This window comes from Comamonas sp. SY3 (assembly GCF_041730275.1).
GTDB lineage: Bacteria > Pseudomonadota > Gammaproteobacteria > Burkholderiales > Burkholderiaceae_C > Comamonas > Comamonas sediminis.
Genome location: NZ_JBGTYN010000030.1, coordinates 20,575 through 34,241, shown reverse-complemented (window position 1 = coordinate 34,241; position 13,667 = coordinate 20,575). Strand labels below are relative to the sequence as shown.

Below are 13,667 nucleotides of genomic sequence, written 5' to 3'. Positions count from 1 at the left end.
AACTTGCTACAGTGTGGGCATGAGCCAGGTTGACCTCCCCACGCCCCCTCCGGCCTCGACCGAGCGCGCAGAACGCCAGCGCGACGTCGTGGCCGCCCTGCGCAAGCTGCTGCCCGACGACTGCCTGCTATGGCACGACGAGGACACCACCCCCTATGAATGCGATGGCCTGACCGCCTACCGCCAGCGCCCGCTGGTGGTGGCGCTGCCCGAGACCTATGCCCAGGTGCAGGCAGTGCTGCAGGCCTGCCATGCGCTGCAGGTACCCGTGGTGGCGCGCGGTGCCGGTACTGGCCTGTCCGGCAGCGCGCTGCCGATTGCGCTGGGCGTAACCCTGTCGATGGCCCGCTTCAACCAGATCCTGCACATTGACCCGGCCGCCTGCACGGCGGTGGTGCAATGCGGCGTGCGCAACCTGGCCATCAGCGATGCAGCGGCGCCCTACGGCCTCTATTACGCGCCCGACCCATCGAGCCAGATCGCCTGCACCATTGGCGGCAATATTGCCGAGAATTCGGGCGGGGTGCACTGCCTCAAATACGGCTTGACGGTGCACAACGTGCTGCAGATCAAGGGCTTCACCGTGGAAGGCGAGCCCATCGAGTTTGGCAGCCAGGCGCTCGATGTGCCGGGTTACGACCTGCTGGCCGCCGTGATCGGCAGCGAAGGCATGCTGGCCGTGGCAACCGAAATCACCGTCAAGCTGGTGCCCAAACCCCAGCTGGCGCGCTGCATCATGGCCAGCTTTGACGATGTGCGCAAAGCCGGTGATGCGGTGGCAGCGGTGATTGCCGCCGGCATCATCCCGGCCGGGCTGGAGATGATGGACAAGCCGATGACCGCCGCCGTCGAGGACTTTGTGCATGCCGGCTATGACCTGAGCGCCGAGGCCATCCTGCTCTGCGAGAGCGATGGCACGCCCGAAGAAGTGGCCGAGGAGATCGCCCACATGAGCCAGGTGCTGCGCGCAGCCGGCGCCACTGCAATCAGCATCAGCCAGGATGAAGAAGAGCGCCTGCGCTTCTGGAGCGGCCGCAAGAACGCCTTCCCCGCCAGCGGCCGGATGAGTCCGGACTACATGTGCATGGACTCGACCATTCCGCGCAAGCGCCTGGCCGATATCCTGCTCGCCATCCAGCAGATGGAGAAAAAGTACCAGCTGCGCTGCGCCAATGTGTTCCATGCGGGCGACGGCAATCTGCACCCGCTGATCCTGTTCGATGCCAACGACCCCGACCAGCTGCACCGCTGCGAGCTGTTTGGCGCCGACATTCTGGAGACCAGCGTCGCCATGGGCGGCACGGTGACCGGCGAGCATGGCGTGGGTGTGGAAAAGCTCAACAGCATGTGCGTGCAGTTCTCCGCCGAGGAGAATGCGCAGATGCTGGCGCTGAAAGCGGCGTTTGATCCGCAGGGAACGCTCAACCCGGGCAAGGTGATTCCGACCCTGAACCGCTGTGCCGAGTACGGCAAGATGCTGGTGCGCGCTGGCAAGCTGGCGCATCCGGATCTGCCCAGGTTCTAGGCTGGGTGGCTGGGCTTGGTGCAGACCGCGTCGGCTGCGTACTGCGATGTCCGCCGTTGGCTGACAGGCAACCCAGCGGCGCAGGCGCACAGTCAAGGCAGAGCCACTACTGCAAAGGATTGCCTTGAAAAACCCCATCACCACACTGAACGCTGCCCTGCTTTGCGCCGCCCTGCTGTCTGCCACTGCGGTGCAGGCCCAGCAACCGGCGCTGCAGAAGGCTGGCGATGTCCAGTATGTCTGCGGCGGCATTGGCATTGACGAATCGACAGCCATGCGCGCGGCGATGAAGGACTATCCGCTGTCTCTGCTGTTTGCGACCAAGACAGGCGACTACCTGGCAAAGATCCAGGTCGTGATCGAGTCGGAAAAGGGCACGGAAGTCGCGCAGTTCCAGGCCCAGGGCCCCGTGTGCCTGCTGCGTCTGGACAGCGGACGCTACACCGTCAAGGCCAGCGCCGATGGCGGCAAGGCGGTCAGCCAGAGTGTCGAGGTGGCGCCAGCTGGCACTCCAGGCAAGACGCTGGACTACCGCTTCTGATCAAACCGGCCCGAGGCTGCCGGAGATGGCGCTGATGCGGCCCAGGCTGTCCAGATCGGCGACGATGCGGTTTGCGCCGTGCTGGCCGGTGATGCGTGAGCCGGTCTCCTGCACGCTGAAGCCTTTGGCCGGCAGGTAGTGCTGCAGCAGCACGCGGTGGTTCAATTCAAAATCGCTGATCAATTGCGACACCACCGTCGGCACCCGCTCCGGCTTGGGTGCAGTGGTCGGCAGGCCATGGTCAGGGTCGATCAGCGCCAGCAAGATGCCTTCGCCATAGTTGCCCAGGTAATAGCCGGCGCTGTCATCCGCACCGGCAGCGATCAGGCCGATCACATGCAGGTCTTCCTGGCGCAGCGCAGTGCGCGGCTGGGTGAACAGCTCCAGGTTCTTGGCAGCGCCAAAGCCTTGCAGCTGGCGAGCGACTTCGGTAAAGGCGGGTGCCACCTCGGCCTGGGTATGGGCCCAGATCCACAGCCAGGTCCCCGATTGGATGGAGTAAGAGCCCAGCACCTGCATGCGAAAACGCAGGTCATCGCCAAAGGCAATCAGGCCTTGGGCGGTGTCGGCCGACCAGGGGCGGTCGCCGACCTTCTCGGCAAAATCAAGCTGGCGGTCCCAGGCCATGCCGGCATAGGCCGACAGTGCGTCGCGCAATGCGGGATCGGCAATGGCGGGGGGAACTTCCGCTTCACGGGCGGCTGCGGCCTCGAACAGATCGGCCTGGGGACTGGGCGCGGCCTCGGCAGCAGTGTGGGGTACAGCGGCGGCGGGGGCCTCGCCAGCGCTGGGGATACTGGTCACCGGTGCGGCCAGTTCCGCAGACGGGTCAAACGCCGGTTCGCGCGTGCCACGCACCGGCTCCTGCGGCGCGGCGCCTGTGGCCGCAGCGGGGTGCGGGCTCGGGGTTTCAGCGGGGGCAGCCGTTGGCGCGGAGGGGTTCAGCCAGCCAAACAGTTTTTGCCACAATCCCATGGTGTTGATTCTCCTGCGGTAGCGGCACGCCCGATGCGCCCCAAGCGTCAAAGGCCAGGATATTGGGCCTATTGACGCTCAAAATGGGCACCTGCGCGCACCCATCGCCGCTTTGCTGCTATCAGTATAGGTGCAAACCACGATACCCCTGTTTTGCAGTTGCAACGGGGTGTAGACCTCCACTGTACAGGAAGCGCGGCGTCCAGGTAGCCCCTACTCAGTTCAGCGCCATGCTCAGGCGGCGGCGGTAGCTGCTCAGCAGCGCGCCCACTTCGTCTTCCTGCTTGCTGGCCTTGCCAGTCAGCGCAATGCCGCCAGCGGTGGTGCCGGGCACGGCATCGTTGGCCTTGGGCTTGGGCGGGGTCAGCAGCTCCAGGATGGCGACAAACAGCTTGCGCGCCGCCTGGTCGTTCCAGGTTTTGTCGCGCATGATGATCTCCAGCAGCTCGTCCATGCTGGCAGTCCACTGGCCTTCGGCCATCAGTGCTTGCGCCTTCGCAAAGCGGGTGTCGAAATCGCGCTTGTTGGCGGCAATGGCTGCGTCGAACTGCTCCAGCGGCCAATCGCCCCGGTCGTCCTCGTGCACAAAGCGGATCGCCTGGGCCCAGGCCTTGAGCGCCACAAAGCGCAGCGGCTGCTGGATGCGCTTGAGCGGCTCTTCGATCTGGGCCTCTGCCTCGGACACGGCGCCGGTCTGGATTAGCAGCCGCGCGTAGTCAAACCGGGCATCGTCATTGCTGGGGTCGGCCGCCAGCGATTCCTGCAGCATCTGCAGCGCGGCCTGCACATCGCCGCTGTCGAGCAATTGCTGGGCTTCGTCGGCGCCCGCTTCGGCCGCCATCGCGGCCTCGGAGGGCAGGTGCTTATCCAGAAACTCGCGCAGCTTGCTCTCCGGCTGGGCGCCCATGAAGCCGTCCACCGGCTTGCCGCCAATCATCAGCACGCAGGTGGGGATCGAGCGGATGCCGAACATGCCCGCCAGCTGCTGCTCCTGGTCGGAATCGATCTTGGCCAGCTTGAAGCGGCCGCCGTAATCGGCTTCGAGCTTGTCCAGCAAGGGGCCCAGGGTTTTGCAGGGACCGCACCAAGGTGCCCAGAAGTCCACCAGGACCGGCACCTGCATGGAGGCCTGGATGACTTCGGCTTCAAAATTCTCAATGGTGACGTCGATCATGTCGCTAAAAATCCGTGTTGATCAGGCAGCTTCACTGCAAAAAGTAAAATGGCGGGTTCCATCCTGGCGCGGGGCCGGCATTCTTGCCCTTTGACACCCGCCAACCCACACTATGACACCCATCCAAGTTGGCGTGGTCATGGGCTCCAGCAGCGACTGGGAGACCATGCAGCACGCAGTTGCCATTCTCCAGCAATTCGGTATTGCCTTTGAGGCCCAGGTGGTCTCGGCCCACCGGATGCCCGACGACATGTTCCGCTTTGCCGAGAGCGCCGTAGAACGGGGCCTCAAAGCCATCATCGCCGGCGCTGGGGGCGCAGCCCACCTGCCTGGGATGATAGCCGCTAAAACCCCGGTGCCCGTGCTGGGCGTGCCGGTGGCCAGCCGCCACCTGCAAGGCGTTGATTCGCTGCACTCCATCGTGCAAATGCCCAAGGGCGTGCCCGTCGCCACCTTTGCCATTGGCCAGGCCGGCGCTGCCAATGCCGCGCTGTTTGCGGTGGCCATGCTGGCCAATGAAGACCCTGCGCTGCGCGCCAAGCTCGATGCCTTCCGTGCCGAGCAGACCGAGGCGGCCCGCAACATGACCTTGCCGGTGAACGAATGATCACCGGCAGCCACAGCGCCGAGGCGCACAACCCGGCCCAAGCGATTTTGCCCGGCGCCACCCTGGGCGTGCTGGGCGGCGGCCAACTGGGCCGCATGTTTGCCCATGCTGCCCAGTCGATGGGTTACTTCACCGCTGTGCTCGATGCCGATGCCACCAGCCCGGCCGGCCTGGTCAGCCACCACCATGTGCGCAGCGGCTATGAAGACCCACAAGGCCTGGCCGAGCTGGCGCGCCTGTGCGCTGCGGTCACCACCGAATTCGAGAACGTGCCCGCCGCCGCGCTGAACCAGCTGGCCCAGAGCCTGCCGGTCTCGCCGGCAGGCGCGTCCGTAGCCATCGCGCAGGACCGCGCCGCTGAAAAAGCCCATTTCGTCCAATGCGGCGTGCCCTGCGCGCCCTACGCCGTCATCGAGACAGCCGAGCAACTGGCCGCCGTCAATGACGCGCTACTGCCCGGCATTCTGAAAACCGCGCGCATGGGCTATGACGGCAAGGGCCAGATCCGCGTCAAGACCCGCGAAGAACTGAGCGCAGCCTGGAATGAGCTCAAGCAGGTGGCCTGCGTGCTCGAGAAGATGCTGCCGCTGGCGCATGAGTGCTCGGTCATCGTCGCGCGCAGCCGCCACGGCGATATCGTGCACCTGCCGGTGCAGCGCAACCTGCACCGCGAAGGCATTCTGGCGGTGACCGAGGTCTATGCCGGCAACCTGCCCGCCGCGCAGGCCGAGCAGGCCATTGCCGCCGCCCAGTCGGTGGCCCAGGGCCTGGACTATGTCGGCGTGCTCTGCGTGGAGTTCTTTGTGCTCGAAAGCGGCCAGCTGGTCGTCAACGAGATCGCTCCGCGCCCGCACAACAGCGGCCATTACAGCCAGAACGCGCTGGATGTATCCCAGTTCGAGCTGCAGGTGCGCTGCATGGCCAACCTGCCGCTGGTGCAACCGCGCCAGCACAGCGCCGCCATCATGCTGAACCTGCTGGGCGACCTGTGGTTCAAGGACAGCGAGAAAGCGCAGACCCCCGCCTGGGACCAGGTGCTGGCCCTGCCCGGCTGCCACCTGCACCTGTACGGCAAGGTCGACGCCAAGCGCGGCCGCAAGATGGGCCACCTGAACATCACGGCCGCTACGCCCGAGCAGGTGCGCGAGACGGCCCTGAAAGCCGCCGCCATCCTCGGCATTGCCGCGTTCTAAGAGGACCACACGTGATTCTGGATGGAAAGCTCGATGCCTCGGTGCGCGCCGCAGCCCTGGCGCTGCAGGCAGGGCAGTTGATCGGCCTGCCGACCGAGACGGTCTACGGCCTGGCCGCTGACAGCGACAACGATGCAGCCGTGGCACAGATCTTCAGCGCCAAGGGCCGGCCTGCCGATCACCCGCTGATCGTGCATGTGGCCGATGCCGCCGGTGTGCAGCGCTACGCCAAGGCCGTGCCGGTGTTTGCCCAGCAACTGATCGATGCGTTCTGGCCCGGGCCGCTCACCTTGATCCTGCCGCGCCTGCCCGGTGCAGCCGTGGCCTCGACGGCGGGGCAGGACAGCGTGGGTCTGCGCTGCCCCTCGCACCCGGTGGCACAAGCCGTGCTGCGGGCCTGCCAGCAGCTCCAGCCACCGGTCTGGGGCGTCTCGGCGCCCAGCGCCAACCGCTTTGGTCGCGTCAGCCCCACTACGGCCGCCCATGTGGCGGCGGAGCTGGGCGATGGTCTGCTGGTACTCGATGGCGGCGCCTGCGACATCGGCATCGAGTCGACCATTGTCGACTGCACGCGTGGCGTGCCCGTGCTGCTGCGCCCCGGCGCCATCACGCGCGACGATATAGAACGGGCCTGCGGCACCCGCCCCCTGTCGATGCAGGAGCTGACGGCCGACACGCCACGCGCCTCGGGCACCTTGCTCGCGCACTACGCGCCCAGCGCCAAGGTCAGGCTGATGGATGCCAAGCAGCTGCAGTCGGCGCTCGACGTGCTGGGCGCGGATGCGCGGCATATCGCCGTCTACCACCGCAGCCCGCTGCGCAGCGACAGCCGGCATCTGCGCCTGCAGCCCATGCCCGGTGCACCGCTGGCGGCCGCCCGCGAGCTGTTTGGCCTGCTGCGCGACTTTGACGACTGGGGCGCCAAGCTCATCTGGATCGAGACCCCGCCGGGCTCGGCAGATTGGGAAGGCGTCAGCGACCGTCTGCAGCGCGCTGCGGCGGCTGGCTGAACGGCGTTTTACCTCTCTTTACCTCATCACCTTGGTGGCCTGGATCAGCCTCGCTACACTACGCTCTACTTACTGGAGAACTCACATGGCAGCAAATTGGATGCGCCGTACCGTGTTGACCGCCGTGGCTGGTGCCTCGGTGGCCATGCTGGCGGCCTGCGGATCTAGCTCAACCGCGGACTCGATTCGTCCCGACAGCATCGTCACCTTTGGCGATGCAATGTCCGACCTGGGTCAAAACCCCAATGGCCGTCCCTACTCGGTCAGCAACGGCAGCTACAACAACTGGACGCGTGAAATCGCCTACCGCTATGACCTGACGCTGACTGCAGCCAAGGACGGCGGCACCGCCTACGCCTATGGCAATGCCCGCGTGTCCCAGGCCGATGCCACCGGCGTGACCAATGCCCCCTCCATCACCGCCCAGATCGACAGCTACCTCGCTGCTAACCCGACCTTCTCCAGCAAGCAGTTTGTGCTGATGAGCGGCGGCATGAGCGACGTGATTGCCGGCTACAACGAGTACGCCGCCGGTACCAAGACCCGCGACCAGTACCTGGCCGACATGACCACTGCGGGCCAGCAGATGGCCGCGCAGGTGCGCCGCCTCAACACCGCTGGCGCCCCCCGCGTGCTGACCGTGGGCACGCCCAACCTGGGCCGCACCCTGTGGGCCACCACGTTGGACAACGCGCAGCCCAGCGCCGACCCCAAACCATCCAACACGCTGGAAGCCGCTACCACCGCCTTCAACAACGGCCTGCTGAACGCCTTGTATGGCCTGTCGGGCACGCAAGTGCTGTACGCCGACGTGCAGTACTACTTCAACTCGATGACCGGCAACCCCGGCAGCTACAGCTTCACCAACTACACCGAGCCAGCCTGTACCACCGCAGATGCCACCAATGGCCTGAACATTGGCGTCAACCAGATCAATTCGTCGCTGTGCACCGGTGACACGTTGGCAGATGCGTCCAAGGTGGACCAGTACCTGTTCTCCGACCTGGTGAACTACACGCCCCAGGCACACCGCCGCTTTGGCGACTGGGTCTATGACCGCATGAAGGCCAACTGGTAAGAGTCACTACCACGACCCTTGATACGTCGTTGCTTTGCCGGGGGCGCCTAGCCTTGTCGTACGTTCGTACTGCCTGCGGCTTCGCGCCTCGTCTCAATCGCAAACCTTCGGTTTGCTGGGCCGTGCTAGCGCCTCCAGACTCTTAGCTAGCTCAACGAAAAATGGACACCAAGGTGTCCATTTTTTATGGCCGCTGCAACGCGGCCGAGGCAGCGCCAACCGCGCCGGTCAAGCCTGCATGCTGCCAAACTTGCCGCTGTTGAAGTCGTTGACTGCCTGCACGATCTCCTGCTGGCTGTTCATCACAAACGGGCCGTAGCCGACGATGGGCTCGTCGATGGGCTCGCCGCTCATCAGCAGCAAGGCGACATCGCCATTGGCCTCCAAGGTCAGCTTGCGGCCTTCCTGGGCCATCACCACCAGCTGCGCCTCGCGCGCCACATCGTTGCCGTTGACCAGCACGGTGCCTTGCACAATGGCCAGCGCGGTGCTCCAGCCCTCGGGCAGCTCCAGCTCCAGCTTTTCACCGGCCACCAGACGCACATCCCAGACATGCATCGGCGTAAAGGTCCTGGCGGGGCCTTGCTGGCCTTGGTAGTCGCCGGCAATCACCCGTACCTGGCCGCCACCGGGCAAGGCCACCGCAGGGATCTGCGATTGCACAATGGCCTGGTAGCCAGCGGCTGCACCCTTGTCCTTGGCAGGCAGGTTGACCCACAGCTGCAGCATGCGCAGCTTGCCACCTTTGGCGGTGAACGCGGGCGAATGGAACTCCTCGTGCAGGATGCCGGCGCCAGCGGTCATCCACTGCACATCGCCGGGGCCGATCTCGCCGCCCTGGCCGGTAGAGTCCCGGTGTGCCACCTCACCGTCATAGACGATGGTCACGGTCTCAAAGCCCCGGTGCGGATGCTGGCCCACACCGCGCGGTGCGCTGGCCGGCGCAAAGTCGGCCGGGCCGGCAAAATCGAGCAGCAAAAACGGGCTCAGCACCTTGCCGTGGCTTTGGTAGGAAAACAGTGAACGCACAGGAAAGCCGTCGCCAACCCAGTGCTGGCGGGGTGCGTCTTGGACATGCAGTACGTTTTTCATGGGGATTCCTGTCTGGCCTCCGAGCTAGGTGTCGGAAGGCTGTACTGTTATTGTGGGGTTGAAACACTGGAAGCGGTAGACGGCATAATTCGCCTTGATAGTTCTATTTCTTGAACGATAAAGACCATCCAGCAAAGCGCACCATGCAGCCATTCGACCTCAACGACCTGTTTTATTTCGTCCAAGTCGTCGACCACGGCGGCTTTGCGCCCGCCGGGCGTGCGCTGGGCATGCCCAAATCCAAGCTCAGCCGCCGTATTGCACTGCTGGAAGAGCGCCTGGGCGTGCGCCTGCTGCTGCGCTCCACGCGCAAGTTTGCGGTAACCGAGCTGGGCCAGACCTACTACCAGCACTGCAAGGCCATGCTGGTCGAGGCCGAGGCCGCGCAGCTGAGCATCGAAGCCGTGCAGTCGCAGCCACGGGGCGTTGTGCGGCTGAGCTGCCCCATCACCTTGCTCCATGAGCTGGTCGAGCGCATGCTGACCGACTTCATGGTCATGTACCCCGAAGTGACGATACAGCTCGATGCCACCAACCGCCCGGTCGATGTGATTGGCGAGGGCTTTGACCTGGCGATCCGCGTGCGCACCATGCCGCTGGAAGACAGCGACCTGTCGGTGCGCATGCTGTCGGTGCATGCCCAGCATCTGGTCGCCAGCCCCATCCTGACCGCACGCCAGGGCATGGTGCGCAGCCCCGCCGATCTGTCGCAATGGCCCAGCCTGTGGCTGGGCTCGCCCGAGCAGCAGTTTGTGTGGAAGCTCGAACACGACAGCCTGCCCAGCATCCAGGTGACCCATGCGCCGCGCCTGATCACCACCGACATGGTGGCACTGCGCAGCGCGGCCATGGCCGGCCTGGGTGTCGTGCAGTTGCCGATGATCATGGTGCACGAGCAGCTGGAGAAAGGCACCCTCGTCAAGGTGCTGCCCGAATGGGGGCCACGCAAGGAGGCAGTGCACGCGGTATTTGCCTCCCGCCGGGGCATGCTGCCGGCGGTGCGGGCGCTGATCGACCATTTGGCCGATGCCTTTGCGAGAGTGCCCAGCTGCTGACGCAGCCGGGCACGGGTCTTCTGGGCGTCAGCGGCGGGGCGCGCAGGCCCTCGTCCCGTCTTAGCGCATGCGCTTTCTGCGCGCCATGGCCAGGCCGGCGATCAGGCCGGTCAACAGCAGGTAGGCCCAGGGGCTGCCCACCGGCACGGCACGGGGTTTGCCGATATTGCCGTCGATGGGATCAACCACACTGCCATCGCTCGCCAGCGGGTTGGTGACGCTGAGCGCCACATCACGACCTGCGGGCACCACGACCGAGTTGGCGCTGTATACCGGGTTGCCCCACTGGTAGGCCGCAGGTGCTGGGGCCTTGCCCGTCTCGCTGACCGTGCAGACCGCATTGGCAGGCAGATCGGCCAGATGGACACTGGCCTCCTGGCCATTGGCCACGGTCACGCTGGCGGTATGCACACCGTCGGCACCGCAGTCGAGCGAGAAGTCAAAGCTGCCATTGACCGCCGCGGCGCCTGCTGCCGGGCCGCTGATGCGCTTGGTCAGCTGCACACCGCCACTCAGGCGCTGCAGGCGGTTGGTCACGGTAAAGCCCTGAGCCTGTTCTGCAATCTCTGGCGCGCCGCTCCAGCCATAGCCGGCAGGCGCTGCCGGTGGCGTATCCTCGGTGGCGGTACAGCTATCCCCCTGGAACACCGTCAGCGCGGGGCTGCTGCCGCTCGTGGCACCGGCGGCGACGGTCGCGGTCCAGGTCTGCGCAGGCTGGGTGCCGCAGGTCAGGCGGCCACTGAAGCGCATCGCCTGGGGCAGACCAGCGGGCAGGCCCGCGATCTCCTTGGTCACCGTCTTGGTCGTGGTAGGTGCAAAAATCTGCAGGTTCACATAGCTCTGGTTGGACGCCAGGATGGGATCGATGACGCCTGCGGGCAGTTCGGCATAGGCGGTGTTGGTATAGGTTCCGGGCGTGTCACCGGCCGAGGTGTGGATGACAAACTGCACCGCACCGCCATTGCCCAGCGATGCCACCACGCTGCTGACCGTGCGGGTGGCGGGGTCATAGTTCACCGACGCGCCGCATTGTGCAGGAGCCACCAGCACGCTGCAACTGGCATCGCTGAACACCACGCCCGCGGGCAGCGGGTCAGAGAACAGCACATTGCTGGTGTCCGAGGGGCCGGCATTGTGCATGTCCACCGTATAGGTCACTGCCGCGCCACTGGTGGCCGTCACCGGGTTGACCGCCTTGTTGACCGACACATTCGAGCAGCTGAACCGCTGCATCGTGGTGGTGGCCACGTTGTCCGAAGACGTGCGCTCCTCGACCCCATCACCAGGATTGGCAGAAAACTCATTGACCAGGTAGCCCGAGGGCCAGTCGCAGCTGCCCCGCGAGAAGTTGTAGGTCAGGCTGTAGCTGATGGTCAACGACCCACCCACGGGCAGCAGCGGCACCGCCGCCTGGAAGGGGCCGACATAGCTGTTGAGGCTGCCCGAATACGGCGCAGGAAAGGCCGAAGCCGCCGGGCACACGGCGCCACCGGATGCCGTGCAGCTGATGGCCGAAGACTGCACGTCCAGGCTGTTGGCCAGCTCGAACCGGATCAGGCGATCGGCCATATACGCACCATCGACTGCAGACGGGCCGTTGTTGGTCACCGTCATCGTGTAGTTCACCGGCACACCGGGCTGGTATTCCTGCGAGCTCTGGGTCTTGGTCACTGCCAGGTCGGTACTGGGGCAGGCAGGTGTGGCAGGCACAAGGATGCCCACCGACGCCATGTTGTTACTGTAATTGGGGTCGGTCATGGTGTCGGGCGGGTTTGCCGAGAACTCATTGTTCAAACCACCCAAGTTACGGCCACAGGGAATGCTGCCGTTGAAGCGGGTCTGCACGTGGTAGATGATGGTCAGCCGGCCATTGACAGGCAAGACCGGCACGGTGGTGTTGAACAGCGTCGCGGACGAGGCATTGCCGGTCGGGTTCAGAAAGGCCGCATCGGCTGGGCAGACCGCGCCGCCCTCGGCAAAGCAGCTGTCGAACTGGGCAGCAATGTCGAAGTAATTGGCCGAACCTCCATGGGTGCGGATGATGTCCGCCATCGTGGCACCGTCTGCCGCATTCGGACCGGCATTGGTCAGGACCATGGTGTAGGTGACCATATCGCCCATGGCCGGCACCGGCGGATCCTGGCTCTTGCTCACCTGCAGGTCCGTCTGCACGCAGTCAGGCGTTCCCGGCACCTGCAAGATGGCCGTCTCCTGGTTGTTCTGCGGTGAAGTGTCCACCATGCCATCCAGCAGCTGGATCGAAGCCTGGTTGAACAGCTGGCCGGCGCGGCGGCCGCAGGCGGCGTTGGGCACCAGGTAGGGGGTCATCGTGTAGGTGACCACCACCTCGCCGCCGGGCGGCAACACCGGCACGGTGGCATCGAACACCGGGCTGTAGTCGTTGCTGCCGCTGCGGTTGGGAAAACTGGCATCGGGTGGACACTGCGCTCCGCCGCTCGCCGTACATTGGTTGAACACCAGATTGGCGCCAATGTGGCTGATAAAGCTGTTGCTCAACCGGTCGTACAGCGTTACGCCATCGGCCGATCCCACGCCATTGTTGCGCAAGCTGATGGTGTAGGTCAGCGGCACGCCGTTCTGGTACGTATCGGTGCTTTGCTTTTTGGATACCGCCAGGTCCACCTCATAGCGCATCGCCGTGCTGATGGAGCTGCTGTTGGAGCCTGGCACCGGGTCCGTCACCGCTGCGGGCGGGGCAATGGTGGCTGTGTTGGTCAGGGTGCTGGGCCCCGTCACGCCAAAGCGGGCCTGGATCTCCACGCGCACCTTGCCCTGGTTCGGAAAGCTGCCCAGGCTGCCGGATACCACGCCGTTGGCCACTGCCAGATCGGTCGGGCAGGTCGCAGAGCCCGATGCCAACGTGCACAGCGCCGTGACATTCGTCAGCCCGGCGGGCAGCACATCCTGGAACTGGGCACCATCGGCTGCGTTGGGGCCGTTGTTGTCCATCTCCAGCACATAGGTCACCGGCGTACCACCCACGGCCGAGGAAGGGCCGGATTTGGTGATCTGGACGTCTGCCGACTGCGCAAGCGCATACAGCGGAGAAGCAGCCATCAGCAGCACGGCTGCCTTGGCCCTGGCGCCACCAGCAAGTGCACGCATCCACCATTTTTCATACGTCATTGTTTTTCCCATCTACCAATATAAAAACTATCAGCAATAGACAAAATCGATTGGCTTGGGAAAAAAATGTCTTTGCTGGGAGACGTGACACCGCGTTTGCCACCCAGCAAAGAACAGATTTTTTCAGCACAAAACCAAAGGCGTTATTATCTTCACGACGTTAAAAAATGTATCGATGCCTTAGTTAACAAAACATTAAGAAACATTTGTTGTAGATTCATTAACATTTTGTTGACAATCCACGCAGGGAAAAACAGGACTTCCAGGCGC

11 protein-coding genes are annotated in these 13,667 nt (G+C 64.6%); 7 read left to right on the top strand and 4 right to left on the bottom strand.

The genetic code is table 11. The features are described from left to right. Positions 1-19: 19 nt before the first annotated feature. Positions 20-1,525: an FAD-linked oxidase C-terminal domain-containing protein gene (locus ACCQ08_RS23955; protein WP_312411640.1), complete on the top strand. Its 1,506-nt coding sequence runs from the start codon at positions 20-22 to the stop codon at positions 1,523-1,525. Between the two features lie 124 nt (positions 1,526-1,649). Continuing rightward, positions 1,650-2,066: a carboxypeptidase regulatory-like domain-containing protein gene (locus ACCQ08_RS23950; protein WP_230770833.1), complete on the top strand. Its 417-nt coding sequence runs from the start codon at positions 1,650-1,652 to the stop codon at positions 2,064-2,066. Here ACCQ08_RS23950 and ACCQ08_RS23945 read toward each other — a convergent pair whose 3' ends face one another. After that, the gene (locus ACCQ08_RS23945; RefSeq protein ID WP_373451195.1) at positions 2,067-3,041 is read right to left on the bottom strand and encodes a DUF6882 domain-containing protein; all 975 of its coding nucleotides are present in this window, start codon (positions 3,039-3,041) and stop codon (positions 2,067-2,069) included. A 217-nt stretch (positions 3,042-3,258) separates the two neighbouring features. Beyond that, entirely contained in the window at positions 3,259-4,215 is a 957-nt protein-coding gene (gene trxA, locus ACCQ08_RS23940) for a thioredoxin (RefSeq protein WP_312411648.1), read from the bottom strand. Positions 4,216-4,327: 112 nt separating this feature from the next. Between trxA and purE the strand changes: the two genes are divergently transcribed. The 4 genes from purE (at position 4,328) to ACCQ08_RS23920 (ending at position 8,103) form a co-directional block, all read left to right on the top strand. Beyond that, entirely contained in the window at positions 4,328-4,822 is a 495-nt protein-coding gene (purE, locus tag ACCQ08_RS23935; RefSeq protein WP_021027607.1) for a 5-(carboxyamino)imidazole ribonucleotide mutase, read from the top strand. Continuing rightward, positions 4,819-6,015: a 5-(carboxyamino)imidazole ribonucleotide synthase gene (locus ACCQ08_RS23930; RefSeq protein WP_373451194.1), complete on the top strand. Its 1,197-nt coding sequence runs from the start codon at positions 4,819-4,821 to the stop codon at positions 6,013-6,015. The genes purE and ACCQ08_RS23930 overlap by 4 nt, the downstream gene beginning before the upstream one ends. 11 nt (positions 6,016-6,026) lie before the next feature. Continuing rightward, positions 6,027-7,025, top strand: coding sequence for an L-threonylcarbamoyladenylate synthase (locus ACCQ08_RS23925; protein WP_373451193.1), 999 nt, complete (start codon positions 6,027-6,029; stop codon positions 7,023-7,025). An 85-nt stretch (positions 7,026-7,110) separates the two neighbouring features. Further along, a complete protein-coding gene (locus ACCQ08_RS23920) occupies positions 7,111-8,103 on the top strand; it encodes an SGNH/GDSL hydrolase family protein (protein WP_312411661.1) in 993 nt (330 codons plus the stop codon). Positions 8,104-8,331: 228 nt separating this feature from the next. Here ACCQ08_RS23920 and ACCQ08_RS23915 read toward each other — a convergent pair whose 3' ends face one another. Next, positions 8,332-9,195: a pirin family protein gene (locus ACCQ08_RS23915; RefSeq protein ID WP_312450734.1), complete on the bottom strand. Its 864-nt coding sequence runs from the start codon at positions 9,193-9,195 to the stop codon at positions 8,332-8,334. 143 nt (positions 9,196-9,338) lie between these two features. Between ACCQ08_RS23915 and ACCQ08_RS23910 the strand changes: the two genes are divergently transcribed. Beyond that, entirely contained in the window at positions 9,339-10,250 is a 912-nt protein-coding gene (locus ACCQ08_RS23910; protein ID WP_239809740.1) for a LysR family transcriptional regulator, read from the top strand. A gap of 60 nt (positions 10,251-10,310) precedes the next feature. Here ACCQ08_RS23910 and ACCQ08_RS23905 read toward each other — a convergent pair whose 3' ends face one another. Next, a complete protein-coding gene (locus ACCQ08_RS23905) occupies positions 10,311-13,376 on the bottom strand; it encodes a DUF5979 domain-containing protein (RefSeq protein ID WP_373451192.1) in 3,066 nt (1,021 codons plus the stop codon). Positions 13,377-13,667: the final 291 nt, after the last annotated feature.

Coding starts and splice junctions, on each gene's coding strand:
- ACCQ08_RS23905 (WP_373451192.1), bottom strand. CDS start 13,376: ATGCGTGCACTTGCTGGTGGCGCCAGGGCCAAGGCAGCCGTGCTGCTG.
- ACCQ08_RS23920 (WP_312411661.1), top strand. CDS start 7,111: ATGGCAGCAAATTGGATGCGCCGTACCGTGTTGACCGCCGTGGCTGGT.
- ACCQ08_RS23930 (WP_373451194.1), top strand. CDS start 4,819: ATGATCACCGGCAGCCACAGCGCCGAGGCGCACAACCCGGCCCAAGCG.
- ACCQ08_RS23910 (WP_239809740.1), top strand. CDS start 9,339: ATGCAGCCATTCGACCTCAACGACCTGTTTTATTTCGTCCAAGTCGTC.
- ACCQ08_RS23945 (WP_373451195.1), bottom strand. CDS start 3,041: ATGGGATTGTGGCAAAAACTGTTTGGCTGGCTGAACCCCTCCGCGCCA.
- ACCQ08_RS23915 (WP_312450734.1), bottom strand. CDS start 9,195: ATGAAAAACGTACTGCATGTCCAAGACGCACCCCGCCAGCACTGGGTT.
- purE (WP_021027607.1), top strand. CDS start 4,328: ATGACACCCATCCAAGTTGGCGTGGTCATGGGCTCCAGCAGCGACTGG.
- trxA (WP_312411648.1), bottom strand. CDS start 4,215: ATGATCGACGTCACCATTGAGAATTTTGAAGCCGAAGTCATCCAGGCC.
- ACCQ08_RS23955 (WP_312411640.1), top strand. CDS start 20: ATGAGCCAGGTTGACCTCCCCACGCCCCCTCCGGCCTCGACCGAGCGC.